Below are 15,619 nucleotides of genomic sequence, written 5' to 3'. Positions count from 1 at the left end.
CATTGTTGCCGCCGGTCCTGGTTTTGATGTGATTAGAGTGACGGCGGTCTCAGTTCAGCACTTTGACAAAGCACGGCTCCATGTAGGAGCCGCAATTGTCGCCGCGCGCTTTTGCCGGCGTGATAGTGTTCTGAGCGGCGATAGCGACGAGCGCCACTGCGATGACCGTCAAAATAGTTTTGGTGTATCTGTCCATAATATCCCCCGGCAGATGGATGCAATGGATACACTTTAAGGTTGATTTTTCTTAAGTCAACGCGCAGCGCAATGCTCAAACGGCGCGGGCCAATTCTTTTTCCAGAACTATCAGCAGGCGCGGATCGTCCGCCGTGACGTCAGGCGCAAAGCGGGCGGCAACCTTGCCGTCGCGGCCGATCAGGAATTTTTCAAAATTCCAGACGACACCGCCATCCTGGCCGGTTTCGAGACCGTGCTTTGCGAGGCGTTCGCGCATCGGTCCGTCACCGGTGATCTCGACGCCGGAGCCGATCAGGCTGTTGTAGAGCGGATGCCGCTCTGCGCCTGTTACCGCGATCTTGGAAAACATCGGGAACTGTACGTCATAGGTGAGGGTGCAGAAGCTCAGGATGTCTTCGTCCGTGCCCGGTTCCTGGCCCTTGAAGTCATTGGCCGGAAAACCGGCGATGACGAGGCCGTCATCGCGCTTGTCCTCATAGAGCTTTTCCAGCGATTCATATTGCACCGTCAGGCCGCATTTGGAGGCGACATTGACGACCATGATGACCTTGCCGCTGTAGTCGGCAAGCGTCGTCTCGCTGCCATCGATCCTCTTTACCGGAATATCAAGCACGCTGTCGGTCATCGCAATCACTCCAAATCATCTTGAAACAGGGGCGGATATCATCCCCTGCTACCGATGAAGTCAAGGTCACGATCCGGCTTAAGCGGCCTCATCCATCTGGACGAGGTGACCATTCGTGACCTCACGATACCGACGCATCGGCGAGATGTAGCCGACCGGCCGCACCGGGCTCTTCAGCTCCTCGACGGCGAGATTGCGCTTAATGCCGCGCCGGGCCGGATCGGGGACCGGGACGGCCGCCATCAGCTTCTTGGTATAGGGATGCTGCGGGTTCTCGAACACCGAAGCACGAGGGCCGATCTCGACGATCTCTCCGAGATACATCACCGCGACGCGATGGCTGACGCGTTCGACCACGGCCATGTCGTGCGAGATGAAGAGATAGGCGAGATTGAGGCTTTGCTGCAGGTCCATCAGGAGGTTGCAGACCTGTGCCTTGATCGAGACGTCGAGCGCCGAGACGCTTTCGTCGGCGACGATGACCTTCGGGTCGAGGGCAAGCGCGCGGGCGATGCAGATGCGCTGGCGCTGGCCGCCCGAAAATTCATGCGGGTAACGCGACATCATATCGGCCTTCAACCCGACGCGCTCCAAAAGGTCGGCCGCCTTCTCGCGCCCCTGGGCGCGGGTGCCGAGACGATGTTCGATGAAGGGTTCGGCAACGGCAGCGCCGATGGTCATGCGCGGGTTGAGGCTGGCGAAGGGGTCTTGGAAAATCATCTGGATACTGCGGCGCATGCGGCGCAGATCGAGCGCGCCGAGTTTCATCACATCATAGCCGTCGAGGCGGACTTCGCCGGCATTGGGATTGATGAGCCGCATGATCGAGCGACCGGTCGTCGATTTGCCGCAGCCGGATTCGCCGACCAGAGACAGCGTTTCGCCCTGCGCGAGATCGAAGGAGACGTTCTCGACGGCATGGATGGCGCCGGTGGTGCGGCCGAGCAGTCCACCGTGCAGGTTGAAGCGGGTAACGAGGTTCTTCACCTCAAGGATCGGCGTCTTGCGGTGATCGACCGTATCGACAAGGGGTACCGGCTCGCTGCGCTCGCCTGTGCTGATATCGACGGTGGGGAAGCGCAACGGCCAGGCCTGATCCTTCATCGAGCCGAGGCGCGGCACGGCGGATAGCAGGGCGCGGGTATAAGGATGCTGGCCGCGATGGAAGATGTCGTCGGTATTGCCGGTCTCCACCGCTTCGCCGCGATACATGACGATGGTGCGGTCGGAAATCTCGGCAACGACGCCCATGTCGTGGGTGATGAAGAGGACGGACATGCCTTCCTCCTCTTGCAGCACCTTGATGAGGTCGAGGATCTGCCCCTGGATCGTCACGTCAAGCGCGGTCGTCGGCTCGTCGGCAATCAGAAGCTTCGGCCGCGAGGCCAGCGCCATGGCGATCATCACGCGCTGGCGCATGCCGCCGGAGAACTGATGCGGATATTCGTCGAAGCGCGAGGCGGCGTTCGGGATACGCACCTTTTCCAGCAACCGGATCGTCTCGGCCTTGGCTTCCGCCTTGGAGATGTCGCCATGGCAAGTCAGCGCCTCGGAGATCTGCCGACCAATGGTGAAGATCGGATTGAGGCTGGTCATCGGCTCCTGGAAGATCATGGCGATATCCTTGCCACGCACCTTGCGCATCTCATTGTCCGAGAGCGAAAGGATCTCCCGGCCATTGAGCTTGACCGAGCCCTCGATGCGGCTGCTGCCCTTGGCAAGCAGGCGCATGATGGACAACGAGGTAACACTCTTTCCGGAGCCGGATTCACCGACGATCGCCACCGTTTCTCCCGGCATGACATCGAAGGAGATGTTCTTCACCACTGGCCGCCACTCGCCATCGGCAAGGAAGGACGTCGTCAGGTTGGAGACGGAGAGGACAGGCTTTGCGTCGGGATTCGTCTGCTGCGCGGCTGTGGTCGTCATGAGTTCCCCTTTATGATTTTGCGCATCGTATCAGGCATCTGTTTCCGCTCAAGACAGTTTCGGTAATGTGGCGAAAGATGCGGACGGACGTCCCTCGGCAATCCTTGCGGCTTCCAGCGCTGCGATCTTTTCGTCGATCTCGCGGCGGTCGATCATGCCATCAGGGTTCTGCCGCGTCGCCATGGTCTCGGCGAAATAGAGATAGCGCTCCTGCGCCACGGCGTAGAGCCGTTCGAGCTCGGCCAGCGGATCGGTGCTGTCGTCGACCCAGATGTTCAGCCAAGCATAGTCCTGGTCGCGATGGATCACGAGTGCTGCCGATTGTTTGCCGCGCTTGTCGCCACCGGCATCTTCGCCGGCGCGCATGGCTTCGAGCAGCCGCTCGGCAAGCGGCTTGCCCTTGGTCTTCTTGAAGGTCGAAAGCGTCTCGGCAATCACTTGCGGCCCCGCGAGCATATTGCCGGCGACCGAGACATTATCGTCGATCAGATGGCCGGCCCAGTCGATGCATTTGGCGCCGGTGAAGGCGGCGTTATTGCCTTTTGCATCGATCAAGTGGAACTGGCGTTGTTCGCGGCCTTCGTCGCGGGCGGTCAATGTTGCAACGATCTCGTCCGGCGCATGACCTGCGGCAAGCATCGTAACACCGTCAATGCCATAGAGCGGGCTGACGAAGGCTTGCGTCGCGACCGCGCCGATGCCGCCTCGAATATGCGGCACCAGGCTGCCGACCGCGAAGAAGCGGGTGGCGACGGCGATGGCGAGATGGCCGGTTTCAGGCTCGCGGGCAACGATTGACCAGGTCATTGGCTATCTCCCGATTGCGTAGGCTTGCATCAAACGCGGCGTGGCGGCCGCGCGCAAGAGGCCGCTGGTATCGCGCCGTGCAGCGGTCAACCGTCCGACCGTCCATTCCGGCGCAACCGTCAGCTTGTGGCCCTTCTGGCGCAGTGCTTCGAGCACTTCGGGGCTGAAATTAGCCTCCGCCGTTAGGCCGCCCGGCTCGCGGGTGCGGGGATAGAAGGAGCTTGGGAAATGCGTGCTGTGGAACAGCGGCCGGTCGATCGCCTCCTGCAGGTTCAGGCCGTGATGGACATAGCGCAGGAAGAAGGCGAGCTGCCATTGCTCCTGCTGGTCGCCGCCGGGCGTGCCGAAGGCAAGTGTCGGGCGACCTTCGTGGAGCGCAAGCGACGGCGTCAGCGTCGTGCGTGGGCGCTTGCCGGGAGCCAGCGACGAGGGCAGGCCGGGCTTCAGCCAGAACATCTGCGCGCGTGAATTGAGACAAAAGCCGAGGCCCGGTATGATCGGCGAGGATTGTAGCCAGCCGCCGGATGGCGTCACTGAGACCATGTTGCCTTCGCGGTCGATGACGTCGATATGCACGGTGTCGCCGCGCTTCTCTGTCAGATGCGACATGGTCGGCTCATAGACCGCGCCGGTCTTGGCTTCCGGCGTTTCCAGCATGGACATGGTGAGATCGTACTGGCTTTCAAAGCCGGCGATCTTGCCCGGGCGCAGGTCGAAAGAGGCTTGCGAAGAGATCAGCTTGCGGCGCTCAGTGGCATAGGCATCCGACAGCAGGATATCGAGCGGTACAGCTGAGAAATTCGGATCGCCGTAATAGACTTCGCGATCGGCGAAGGCGAGTTTCATGGCCTCGGTAACGGTATGGACGTAATCCGCGCCGGCCGGGTCCATGGCGGCGATATCGAAGCCCTTCAACAGCGACAGCGTCTGCAGGAAGGCCGGTCCCTGGCCCCAGGGGCCGATCTTGGCGACGGTCCAGCCGTGATAATCATAGGTCAGCGGCTCTTCGATCGTTGCCGACCAGTTGGCCATGTCGTCGGCGGTCAGCACGCCCTTGTGCTTGCTGCCGCTGGCATCCATCACCTCGGCCTTGCGGACGTAGCTGTCGATCGCCTCGGCGACGAAGCCGCGATAATAGGCGTCGCGTGCCGCTTCGACCTGTGCCTCGCGGCCGCTTTTTGCCTCGGCTTCCGAGACCACGCGCTTCCATGTCTGGGCCAGCACTGGGTTCCTGAAGTTCGACCATGGTTCTGGCGCGGAGCCGCCGGGCAGCCAGGTCTCAAAGGAGGTCGGCCATTCCTTGCGATAGAAGTCGGCAAGGCCGGCAATGGTCGCGGCGACGCGCGGCAGGATGGGATGGCCGTGCTCGGCATAGTGGATCGCCGGCTCAAGGACCTCGCGGACGGTAAGCTTGCCATAGTCGCGCAGCATCAGCATCCAGCCGTCGAAAGCGCCGGGGATAACGGTGGCCAGCAGGCCGTCGCCGGGGATCAGCTTCAACCCCTCGCTCGTATAGTGTTCGATGGTTGCGCCTGCCGGGGCAGGGGCCTGGGCGCAGATGACCTCGACCTTGTCCTTCTTCTTCGAATAGATGATCGCCGGCATGTCGCCGCCGGGGCCGCAAAGATGCGGCTCGACGATCTGGAGGACAAAGCCCGTCGCAACCGCGGCGTCGAAGGCATTGCCGCCTTTTTCGAGAATGCTCATGCCGACGGCGGAAGCGATCCAGTGCGTGGAGGTGACGACGCCGAAGGTGCCGAGGATTTCCGGGCGTGTCGTGAATGCGGTCATTGCGGATGTCCTTTCAGATGATTCATGCTTCGCGCGGATCGAGCGCATCGCGCAGGCCGTCGCCGAGGAGATTGAAACCGATGACGACAAGGAAGATGGCGGCACCCGGCCAAATGGCCATCCATGGCTGAGTCTCTAGATAGCCCTTGGCGACATTGAGCATCGAGCCCCAGCTTGGGGCAGGTGCCTGCTGGCCGATCCCGAGGAAGGAGAGGCTAGCTTCTGCAATGATCGCAGTAGCGATGGTGAGTGTCGCCTGCACCAGGATCGGGGCAAACACATTCGGCAGGATGTAGCGGATGATGATGCTGAGATGGCGCAGGCCGATCGAGCGGGCGCCCTCGACGTAGTCTTCCGTCTTCACCGCCAGCACCTGTCCACGCGTCAGGCGCACGAAGACGGGTGTTGCGGAAAGCCCGATGGCGATCATCGCGTTGGTGAGGCTCGGCCCAAGAAAGGCGGCAAGCGCGATCGCGGTGATGAGGAAGGGCATCGCCAGAAATGCCTCGGTGACGCGCGAGATGATCTGGTCGATCCAGCCGCCGTAGTAGCCGGAGATGAGGCCGAGGGGGACGCCGATCGCGACTGCGATGGCGACGGAAAAGATGCCGGCCATCAATGACGCCCGCGCGCCCCAGATCATGCGGGACAGAATGTCCCGGCCGATATCGTCGGTGCCGAGCCAGTGCGCGGCCGATGGTGCCTTGCGGACCGCTGACCAGCTGGTGGCGACCGGATCGGGTATCGGCAGGATCGGGGCGAGGATAGCAGCCAAGGTAAAGAACAGGATGATGAAGATGCCGACCAGCGCGCCCTTGTTGGCCTTGAACTTGCGCCAGGCGCGGTTCGGTGCGCGCTTGGCCGGGGCGGTGGTAACCGCCGTCTGCACGATCTCGTTCATAGGGCGGCCCTCAGACGTGGATTGAGGAGGACATAGAGAATATCGGCGATGAGGTTCATGGCGATAAAGCCGACGGCGGTGCAGAGCACGACGCCCTGGACGACGGCGTAGTCGCGGTTGAAGACCGCATCGACGATGAGCTTGCCGAAGCCGGGGATGGTGAAGATCTGCTCGGTGAGCACGGCACCGGCCAAAAGCTCGCCAAAGAGCAGCGCGCTGACGGTGACGATGGGCAGGATGGCGTTGCGGAAGGTGTGCTGCAGAACGACGACGGCCTCCGACAGGCCCTTGGCGCGGGCGGTGCGGATATAGTCGGCGCTGAGCACGCTGAGCATCGAAGAGCGGGTGTGGCGCATCAATGTGGCGGCGAGCGCATTGCCGAGCACGAAGGAGGGCATCAGCATGGTCTGGATCGAGCGCCAGGGATCCTCGAAGAATGGCTGGTAGCCGGAGGCCGGCAGCCAGTGAAGTTTCACCGAGACCAGCAGGATCAGCATGATGCCGAGCCAGAAATTCGGCACGGACAATCCGCACAGGGCAACAATATTGGCGAGGTAGTCGACAATAGTGTTCTTCTTCACCGCCGCCAAGATGCCCATGGGAATGCCGATCGCGAAGGCGAAGATCATCGACATCAGGGCGAGCTGGATCGTCACCGGCAGCTTCTGGGCGACCAACGTCAGAACCGGCTGGTTGGTGCGCAGCGACATGCCGAGATCGCCCTTCACGACGCCCTGCAGCCAATAGCCATATTGATAGATGACAGGATCGTTCAGCCGGTATTTCTCGCGCAGAAATTCGATGACCTGCGGATCGCGCTCTTCGCCCGCCATCGCCAGGATCGGGTCGCCCGGCAGCAGCTTTTGCAGAGAAAAACGAAGACGGAGATGATCAGCAGCGTCGGTATGGCGACCAGCAGCCTTTTTCCGATGTAGGTATACATGAGCGGATCCTGATCTCGGGAAGGGCCTGCGGGGATGTCTCTCCCACAGGCCGTTGTCGAACTAGCTGCCCTTCTTCACGCCGGCGAGGCGGATCATGCCGTCCGGCGAGGCTACGAAGCCGGTGAGCTTCTTGTTGTAGGCCCAGATCCAGGCCTGATGGCCGAGATAGATGATCGGCAGGTCGTCGTTGAGGATCGCCTCCGCGGCGTCGTACTTCTGCTTGCGCACCGCATCGTCCTGCGACTGGCGGGCTTCCAGCAAGAGTTTGTCGACCTCAGGATTGCTGTATTTGGAGTCGTTGAGGCCGGCGCCGGTCGTGACGAACTGCTGGATATTGCCGTCCGGGTCGGCGCGGCCCGACCAGTCGGAGCGGCTGAGTTGATAGTTGCCGGCCGTCTGCGCGTCGAGCAGCGTGGCGAATTCGGTCGACTTCAGCGACACGTCGAAGCCTGCCTCTGCGACCATCGACTGGATGATCTGCATCATCTGCATCGAGACGGGATTGTTGGCAACCGCCAGTTCGATCGGCACGCGATCGTAGCCCGCTTCCTTGATCAGCGCCTTTGCCTTGTCGACGTCGCGGGTCGGAACCGGAATGTCCTTGTCGTACCAGGGGCTGTTCGGCGCGAAGGGCTGGTTGCCGGCAAGGCCGGTGCCGTCATAGACGATCTGCATGGCGGCATCGCGGTCGATCGCCAGCGAGAAGGCCTGTCGCAAGCGCTTGTCCTTGCCCATCGGATTGTCGGCGCGCGCACCATTGCCGACATTGGCGTAGACGCCCAGCCAGCCGGTGCCGATGGCATCGGCATAGACGAGATTGCTATCGCTCTTGACGGTGCCGGCGTCGGAAGCGGCGACGCGCTCGATCATGTCGAGATCACCGGAGCGCAGGTTGGCGAGGCGGACCGTCGTGTCGGGGATCGGCAGGTAGGTTATCTTGTCGATGAAGATAGTGTCCTTGTTCCAGTAGTCCTGGAACTTCTCGAGCACGATACGATCCTGCTGCACGCGCTCGACGAACTTGAACGGGCCGGAGCAGACGGGATGATCGCCGAACTTGGCGCCCGCCGCCTTGGCCGCTGTCGGCGAGACCATCATGCCGGAGCGGTCGGAGAGCTGGGCGAGCAGCGTGACATCGGGCGCCTTCAGCGTGAAGGTTACTTCGTATTCGCTTGACGCTTCGACCTTGGCGACGGAGGAGAGTTCGCTCTTTCGGCGCGATTCAGGCATGGTCTGGTAGCGTTGGATGTTATCGACCACCGCCTGTGCATTGAATGGCGTCTCGTCCTGGAACTTGACGCCTTGGCGCAATTCCATCGTCAGCTGCTTGCCGTCGGCGGACCATTTCCAGGAGGTGGCAAGCTGCGGCACGAATTTGAGATCCGGCGTGACATCGACCAGCTTGTCGCAGAGCGCAGTATAGACGATGCGGCCGACGAAGGTGCGCGATTGTGCCGGGTCCAGCACGTCGGCATCGTCCTGAAGGCCGATCTTGAGTTCGACGGCAAAGGCCGGCAGCGCGATCAACACGCCGGCGGCCAGCGATGTCAGAAATTTGGCGATCTTCATCCTGTTCTCCTGTTTATATTTTTGTTTTCAATGCAGTTCCGACCAGTTTCCCCTCAGGTCGGGCAGTCTCTGCGCGGTCGCGCCCATACTCAGTCAAGCGCCTTGGCCAGCTCCCTTTTCAGTGGCTGGGCGTCGAGCGAGGTGACACGGATCAGGCTCTCCTGCAGCATCAGCAGATGCTGGCGCATGGCTTCGGCGGCCTTCATCGGATCGCGCGCCGCGATCGCGTCGATGATCGTCATGTGTTGGGCGGAGGAGATCGGGCGCGTGTTGTTGGTGCTGCGGGCCAATTCGCGAATGGTTTGCCATGCCTCGTCCTGGCGGACATGGTTGATGACATCGAAGATCGTCAGGAAGAACTGGTTGCCGGCGCTTTGCGCGATCAGGCGATGCAGCGCGCCGTCCCAAAGCTCGCGGCTATCGGCGTCGTCGCTGGCGACGATCTTCTTCGTCAGCTCGTACATGCGCTCGATATCGTCGGGCTTGGCGCGCATGGCGGCGAGCTGGGCGAGTTGCGGCTCGACGCGCAGGCGCACTTCCATGATTTCCATGAGATTGGTGCCGGCAATCATCGATCCGACGTGCTGGCTCCAGTCATCCGGGCGCTGGCCGGCATAGGTGCCGGACCCCTGGCGCCGCCAGATGCGCCCCTCGGTCTCGAGTACTTCGAGCGCGCGGCGGATGGCGCGGCGACTGACACCGAACATGTCCGAGAGCGCGCGCTCGGTCGGCAACTTCCCATCCGGCAGTAGACTATCCGAGCCCAAAAGTCCCCGGAGCTTCTCCAGGGCATGAGTGGAATTTTCTGGAAGGCCGCTGGCTGCCATGAAGTTAAATGGTCCGAACCAATTTTTGATTGGTTCAATACAAGTTCAAGTCAGTCGCAGCGTCAAGCTCTTTTTGTGCAAACCAATTCAATGCATAATGTTTGCGCAGTAGCCCGCTAATGATTGGCCGAGCGGGCCGAGAGCGACACCTCAGGCGTAAATGTAAAATCCTTGTCGAAGGGATAGGTCGGCTTCTGCTTGCGTAGCCGTGGAAGGCGCTCGACGAACTGGTCGACCACGCCGGGCGAGAGCGCCATCAGGTTCGGATTGGCAATCGGGGCCAGTTCCGGCGAGAGATAACCGGATTTCACGACGATGATCTTTGCGTTGTGCGGATCGAGGCCCAGGCGGGTGAAATCGGCGATGTTGTGATAGGGGCGACGTTTTGCCGACAGGACCAGATCGATACCGCCGATGGAAACGACGGCTTGCCGGTCGGCGGCATCGTCGGTTTGCAGCAGGAACTTGACGGTGAATTCGGCCCTTACCGGCTTGCTGCCCTTGGTGTCCAGCGAAGCGCCGACGGTGAGATCGAGCTTGGCGCCGATGCCGGTGGTATAGCAGGCCTCCGTCGCGGCCTTGTCGGCGACCCCGGCAAATACGACGCCGCTAGCGCCCTTGGCAATCAGTTCGGTCAGGACATCGGCCCGGTCGCCAACGCCACCACCGGTCGGATTGTCGCCGGACTCGGCCAGCACCACCGGAGCGGTCGGGCTGGCGATCGCCTTGGCGACGCACTCCTCGATAGAGCCGGTCTCGCAGCCGAAGACAAAATCCTTGCGCACGTCCCAATAGGCCTGCGCCAGCCGTTTCGCTTCGCGCTCCAGCACGGCTCGATCCGTGCCGGTCATGATGGCGGCGGCGGTGGCGCGCGGTTCGTCGGCCCAGACATAGCCGACCATCAGTGACGCATCCCAGACGCCGTCGATGGCATCGATGCCGGGCAGCAGATCGTAGAGGCTCTTGGCCGGTTCATCGACCGTGCTGGTGCGCTCGCCGGGAAGCACGACAGGGATCGGCGCCCAGAGCAGGATCGGTTTCACGCCGGTCTTCAGGCTCTCGGTCAGCATCTTCACCGCACGACGCATGGTTTCCTCGACATCGATATGCGGCGCGGTGCGATAGGTGGAATACATGTCGAGCGCGTCGATGATGCGCTGGGTGACGTTGCCATGCAGGTCGTAGCTGGCAGACAGCAGGCAATCGTCACCGACGACGGCGCGGGCAGCCGCGATCCAGTCGCCCTCGGCATCCTCCATGCCTTCGACATACATCGCTCCATGCATCGCGATATAGAGCCCGTCGAGCGGCAATAGCGGCTTCAGCCGCTCGAGGAACTCCGCCTTGAAAGCCTCGTAGGTATGACGGGCGATCGGGCCGCCGGCGATGGCCCGGGCGTGGATGGTCGGCAGGAACTCTGCGTCGTAATCCTTCAAGAAAGCGAAATAGGCTGCTGCGGTCAGCGCCTCGCCGCGGATGATGCGGAAATCTTTCTCTTCGGCCAGGACCGGATTGTACGTGCTGCATTCGGTATGAATGCCACCGACGGCGATACGCATGGGAAACCTCTAATTCGGGTTGGAACCAATCAGGAAATTATGGGCGGCTATGCTGGCGGCGCCCCGCGCCCAGACATCACTATCGACGCGCTGGGTGCGGATCGGCGTCTGGCCGGCATATCGCGGCAACACATTGGCTTCGATGGCCTGCCGCATGGCGGTGCTGAACAGACCGTCGAAATTGCCTTCGACATGGGTAATAAGGACCATGCCGGGATCGTTGAACTGGATCAGGTGCGCGATCGCCAGGCCAAGCGCGCTGCCGGCCCGGCGCAGAATGCGGATGGCGGCGGCATTGCCGAGCGATGCCTCTTCTTCCAGCGCGGTCAGCGACGTGCAGGCAAGGCCCTCAGCCTTCGTCATCTCCTTGATAGCTTTCATCGAGGCGACCGTGTCGAGGCAGCCGCGCTTGCCGCAGCGGCAGGGCGAGCCTTCAAGCTCGATAGTGCAATGGGCGATTTCGCCGGCGCCGCCATGATTGCCACGATAGAGCTTGCCGCCGATGAAGTGAGCGCAGCCGATGCCGTCACCGAAGGAGACGACGCTGAAATTCAGGATATCGCGGGCGCTGCCGAACAGTTTCTCGCTGACGGCCATCGCCTTGGCGTCGTTCTCGATGAAGGTCTCGATTCCAGTCTTCTCACGAATGATCCTGGCAAGCGGCACATCCTGCCAGCCGAGCAGGGTGGATTGCACGCAATTGGCCTGCTTCTCGTCGACGAAACCCGAGAGTGCAACGCCGAGACCCGATAATTTGTCGGCCGCATCCGCCCGCCCGGCAAGCAGCTTCGGCAGTGCATCGGCGATCAGGCCCGCGATGATCTCCGGATCGCGCGACAACGGCATATTCTCGCGCGCGATGATCTTGCCATTGAGGTCGCTGAGGACCATCGGCGCCGGATCCTCCAGCAGCGAGATACCTACGAAAAAGGCGCCTTCCGGATGCAGGTCGAGCAAGATCGATGGTCGGCCCTGGCCGTAGACCGTCTCGGTCTCATGCAGGACGCCGAGGCTGATCAGGTCGCGGGCGATGCCGCTCATCGCCGCCTTGCTGAGCCCCATCGAAGTGGCGAGCACCGTCCGGCTGAGAGGACCGGATTCGCTGATGACGCGCAAAAGCTGCCGCTGCGAGGAGGTGAGCAATTCCATGTTCCGCTTAGCGTATTTGACCAGTATTTTAGCCTGACAGTAAGTTTAGAAAGTGAACAAAGCAATCATCGTGAATTGCAAAGGTGATTTAAGCCCCGTGTATGATCGATGGATCATAGGTTTGCAACTTGTGCTTGATTTTTCATAAGAAATTCTCGGGCAAAGGCGCCGCCACCAATCTCGGCTCTGGTGACGATACGAAATATTCACCCATATGGTTGACTATCCGGCGTGATTTTGTATATTCAACCGTATGGGTGAATAAATGGACGAAGATGCTCTGTCACGAATTCTGAAGGCCGCCGGCGATACCACCCGGCGACAAATCTTGACGCTGCTTGTTCAGGAGGGTGCGTTGAGAGTGACGGCGCTCGCCGCGCATTTCGAGATGTCCCTCAACTCCGTCTCCAAGCACATCAAGGTGCTGGAGGAGGCAGGTCTCGTCACCCGCAGGACTTTGGGCCGCGAGCATTTCATTGCCGTGGAGCTCGAACCGCTGAAACTGACGGAGGGCTGGTTCGCGCAACTGAAGTCGATTTGGGAACTGCGCCTTGCGGCGCTCGAGAACCTACTCGTTTCGAAGGATGAAAGAGATGACTGAACTTGAATTGACAGTGAACCGCAAAATTGCGGCCCCGCGTGAGACGGTATTCAATGCCTGGCTTTCGCCCGAAATGCTGGCGAAATTCATGCGAACGCCCACCGATGGCGGCGTGGCATCCAAGGTCAAGACCGATCCGGTCAAGGGCGGGCGGTTTTCAATCGTCATGGTGTCCGCCGAGCGGGAGATCCCACATGCCGGCACCTATCTCGAGATCGATCCCCATTCACGCCTGTCCTTTACCTGGGAGTCGCCATACTCCCTCGATGACAGCGTGGTGACCATCGATCTTGCTGAAGTGGATCCCGATACGACGGAAATCACCCTGAGACAGGTGAAATTCCGCAGCGAGGAGGCGCGGCAGGGCCATACGAAGGGCTGGAACGCGATCCTGGACAATCTTGAGCAAAGTATCGCTTGATATCGATCCGCGCCGGGCAGTCATTCTGCCCGGCCGAGGATTTCCCGCCTCCGCCCTGAAATTGCGGCTTGTCAGCCGGATGTGCATCGCGCAAGTTGCCGATACGCGTTTTATAGCAGGGCAGGGACCATGACCGCACCTCTCGACGACGAAGTCTTTTTGCGCCGCTCCTTCGAGGTGGCGGCGCGAGCGCGGTTGAACGGCAATCATCCTTTCGGAGCCATTCTGGTCGGACCAGACGGCACTGTGCTGATGGAGCAGGAAAACGCCTATAATCCGACGCAGGATATGACCGGCCATGCCGAGCGTGTGCTGATGACCAGGGCCTCGCAGCAATATTCGCCGGGTTTTCTGGTTCAATGTGCGATGTATACCTCCGCCGAACCCTGTGCCATGTGTGCCGGTGCCGCCTATTGGGCCGGTGTCGGCCGTGTCGTCTATGGTCTCAGCGAAAGCCAGCTCAAGGCGATCACCGGCAATCATCCGGAAAATCCGACGCTTGACCTGCCGTGTCGTGTCGTTTTCGAGGCGGGCCAGCGGAAGGTCGAGGTGGTGGGTCCGATGCTTTGCGAAGAAGCAACGGCGCTGCATGACGGTGTTTGGTGATCCGTCAGTCTTGTTAAATGGTTGACATCCGCCGGTGTAAGTATGCAATGCTTATCATCACGAACCAGCAGGCCAACGCCCCTGTAGTTGCTTAACCCTCCGACGTTGATCTCAAGAATTTATCGTTCGCCCATGGCCGCGTTGACGGCCTATACGCGTTTGCGGTTGGGTGGAACTGTCAGAAAGGAATGTCATGTCCAGTGCGGCCGATCGTTCGAGACGTCCGTTGGTCATTGTCTCGATCATGCTGGCGACCTTCATGGTTGCTATCGAGGCGACGATTGTCGCCACAGCCATGCCGCATATCGTCGGCCAGCTTGGTGGCTTTACCTATTATAGCTGGGTCTTCTCCGCGTTTCTTCTGGCGCAGTCCACGACGACGGTGATCTACGGCAAACTGTCGGATATTTTCGGCCGCAAGCCAATGCTGATAGGCGGCATCGTGATCTTTCTTGTGGGGTCAGCGCTGGCGGGCTTTGCCTGGTCAATGGCCTCCTTGATCGCCTTCAGGGTGCTTCAGGGCCTTGGCGCCGGTGCGATCCAACCGGTGACGATGACCGTGGTCGGCGATCTCTACAAGCTGGAGGAGCGTGCCAAGGTGCAAGGCGCACTTGCCAGCGTCTGGGCGGTGTCGGCCGTCATCGGCCCGCTTGCCGGCGGCGTCATCGTCGATAATGTATCCTGGGCCTGGATCTTCTGGATTAACCTGCCGATCGGCGTGCTGACCATCATCGGCTTCACATTCTTCCTGCACGAGCAGATCACGCCGCGCGAGGCGAAGATCGATTATCTCGGCACGGTCCTGTTTTCGATCGCGATCATCTCGCTGCTGGTGATCCTTACCGAAACAGGCTCGGGCCTCGGCGTCCTTGGTCCGCTCGCCATCGTCTTCGTCGTTGCCGGGGCGCTGTTCATCTGGCAGGAGCGGCGCGCGCCGGAGCCGATTATCTCGATCGAGCTTTGGAGCCGGCGATTGATAGCCACCAGCAACGCAGTCACGCTCCTGGCCGGCATGGCGCTGATCGGGCTGACGACCATCCTGCCGATCTATGTGCAGGGCGTGCTCGGCCGGTCGCCGCTGGTGGCGGGCTTCACGCTGACCATGCTGATCGTCGGTTGGCCACTGGCCGTGATGCTGTCGAGCCGCTTCTTCCGCGCTTTCGGCATTCGCAGGACGCTCCGCGTCGGCAGCTTCATGTTCCCATTCGGCGCGACTTTTCTCCTGTTTCTGACGCCGGAAAGCAGCCCAATTCTGGCAGGCGTCGGCTCTTTCCTGATGGGGTTCGGCATGGGTCTCATCAGCCTGACCAGCATCGTGCTGGTGCAGGAAAGCGTTGAATGGTCGATGCGCGGCAGCGCCACGGCGTCGATCATCTTTTCGCGCAGCCTCGGCAACACGCTTGGCGCGACCGCCCTGGGGGCGGTACTCAATATTGGCATCGTCCATTTCGGCAGTGGCGATCTGGCCGCCAGGCTGCATGAGGTGCTGAACCAGCCGACCGGCCTGTCAGATCTCGCTGCCGATCCGGCGATCCGCGGCGTCTTCGACGCGGCGCTGCACTGGAGCTTCTGGGGCGTCGTCGCGCTTGCCATCCTGGCGTTTGCGACCACCTGGCTCATTCCGGTGGCGCGCGACGCCGGCCGCCGGCAGATACCGAAGACAGACGCTCAGGAAGCGATGACGCATTGACG

At 61.2% G+C, this 15,619-nt stretch carries 14 protein-coding genes and 1 pseudogene; 4 read left to right on the top strand and 11 right to left on the bottom strand.

Annotated features, from left to right (window positions below):
- Window positions 1-49: 49 nt before the first annotated feature.
- The 11 genes and pseudogenes from HB780_RS08670 to HB780_RS08620 all read right to left on the bottom strand — a co-directional run bounded on the left by HB780_RS08670 (window position 50) and on the right by HB780_RS08620 (window position 12,293).
- Window positions 50-196 carry a hypothetical protein gene (locus tag HB780_RS08670; RefSeq protein WP_183686894.1) on the bottom strand — a complete coding sequence of 49 codons (147 nt, stop codon included), beginning with the start codon at window positions 194-196 and terminating at the stop codon, window positions 50-52.
- 75 nt (window positions 197-271) lie between these two features.
- On the bottom strand, window positions 272-823 hold the full coding sequence (locus HB780_RS08665; RefSeq protein WP_183686892.1) for a glutathione peroxidase: 552 nt from the start codon (window positions 821-823) through the stop codon (window positions 272-274).
- A gap of 78 nt (window positions 824-901) precedes the next feature.
- Window positions 902-2,752 (bottom strand): ABC transporter ATP-binding protein, encoded by a 1,851-nt coding sequence (locus tag HB780_RS08660; protein WP_183686889.1) that lies wholly within the window; start codon window positions 2,750-2,752, stop codon window positions 902-904.
- Between the two features lie 48 nt (window positions 2,753-2,800).
- A complete protein-coding gene (locus HB780_RS08655) occupies window positions 2,801-3,559 on the bottom strand; it encodes a DUF1028 domain-containing protein (protein ID WP_183686887.1) in 759 nt (252 codons plus the stop codon).
- Between the two features lie 3 nt (window positions 3,560-3,562).
- Window positions 3,563-5,350, bottom strand: coding sequence for a gamma-glutamyltransferase family protein (locus HB780_RS08650; protein WP_183686885.1), 1,788 nt, complete (start codon window positions 5,348-5,350; stop codon window positions 3,563-3,565).
- A 22-nt stretch (window positions 5,351-5,372) separates the two neighbouring features.
- Complete coding sequence (locus HB780_RS08645; protein ID WP_183686883.1) at window positions 5,373-6,251, bottom strand: ABC transporter permease; 879 nt, start codon at window positions 6,249-6,251, stop codon at window positions 5,373-5,375.
- Window positions 6,248-7,194: pseudogene (locus HB780_RS08640) on the bottom strand (ABC transporter permease). The gene HB780_RS08645 and the pseudogene HB780_RS08640 overlap by 4 nt, the downstream one beginning before the upstream one ends.
- Window positions 7,195-7,255: 61 nt before the next feature.
- Window positions 7,256-8,764: an ABC transporter substrate-binding protein gene (locus HB780_RS08635; RefSeq protein ID WP_183686881.1), complete on the bottom strand. Its 1,509-nt coding sequence runs from the start codon at window positions 8,762-8,764 to the stop codon at window positions 7,256-7,258.
- An 89-nt stretch (window positions 8,765-8,853) separates the two neighbouring features.
- The gene (locus HB780_RS08630) at window positions 8,854-9,591 is read right to left on the bottom strand and encodes a FadR/GntR family transcriptional regulator (RefSeq protein ID WP_183686879.1); all 738 of its coding nucleotides are present in this window, start codon (window positions 9,589-9,591) and stop codon (window positions 8,854-8,856) included.
- Between the two features lie 116 nt (window positions 9,592-9,707).
- The gene (locus HB780_RS08625; protein ID WP_183686876.1) at window positions 9,708-11,150 is read right to left on the bottom strand and encodes a M81 family metallopeptidase; all 1,443 of its coding nucleotides are present in this window, start codon (window positions 11,148-11,150) and stop codon (window positions 9,708-9,710) included.
- 9 nt (window positions 11,151-11,159) lie between these two features.
- Window positions 11,160-12,293: an ROK family transcriptional regulator gene (locus HB780_RS08620; RefSeq protein ID WP_183689659.1), complete on the bottom strand. Its 1,134-nt coding sequence runs from the start codon at window positions 12,291-12,293 to the stop codon at window positions 11,160-11,162.
- Between the two features lie 271 nt (window positions 12,294-12,564).
- Between HB780_RS08620 and HB780_RS08615 the strand changes: the two genes are divergently transcribed.
- The 4 genes from HB780_RS08615 (at window position 12,565) to HB780_RS08600 (ending at window position 15,617) form a co-directional block, all read left to right on the top strand.
- Window positions 12,565-12,900: an ArsR/SmtB family transcription factor gene (locus HB780_RS08615; RefSeq protein ID WP_183686875.1), complete on the top strand. Its 336-nt coding sequence runs from the start codon at window positions 12,565-12,567 to the stop codon at window positions 12,898-12,900.
- A complete protein-coding gene (locus HB780_RS08610; protein WP_183686873.1) occupies window positions 12,893-13,321 on the top strand; it encodes an SRPBCC family protein in 429 nt (142 codons plus the stop codon). Before HB780_RS08615 ends, HB780_RS08610 begins: the two co-directional genes overlap by 8 nt.
- Window positions 13,322-13,450: 129 nt before the next feature.
- A complete protein-coding gene (locus HB780_RS08605) occupies window positions 13,451-13,927 on the top strand; it encodes a nucleoside deaminase (protein ID WP_183686871.1) in 477 nt (158 codons plus the stop codon).
- A 193-nt stretch (window positions 13,928-14,120) separates the two neighbouring features.
- The gene (locus tag HB780_RS08600) at window positions 14,121-15,617 is read left to right on the top strand and encodes an MDR family MFS transporter (protein WP_183686869.1); all 1,497 of its coding nucleotides are present in this window, start codon (window positions 14,121-14,123) and stop codon (window positions 15,615-15,617) included.
- Window positions 15,618-15,619: the final 2 nt, after the last annotated feature.

This window comes from Rhizobium lusitanum (assembly GCF_014189535.1).
Lineage (GTDB): Bacteria > Pseudomonadota > Alphaproteobacteria > Rhizobiales > Rhizobiaceae > Rhizobium > Rhizobium lusitanum_C.
The sequence above is the reverse complement of the archived record's forward strand: the minus strand, read 5'-3'. Positions and strand labels throughout refer to the sequence as shown.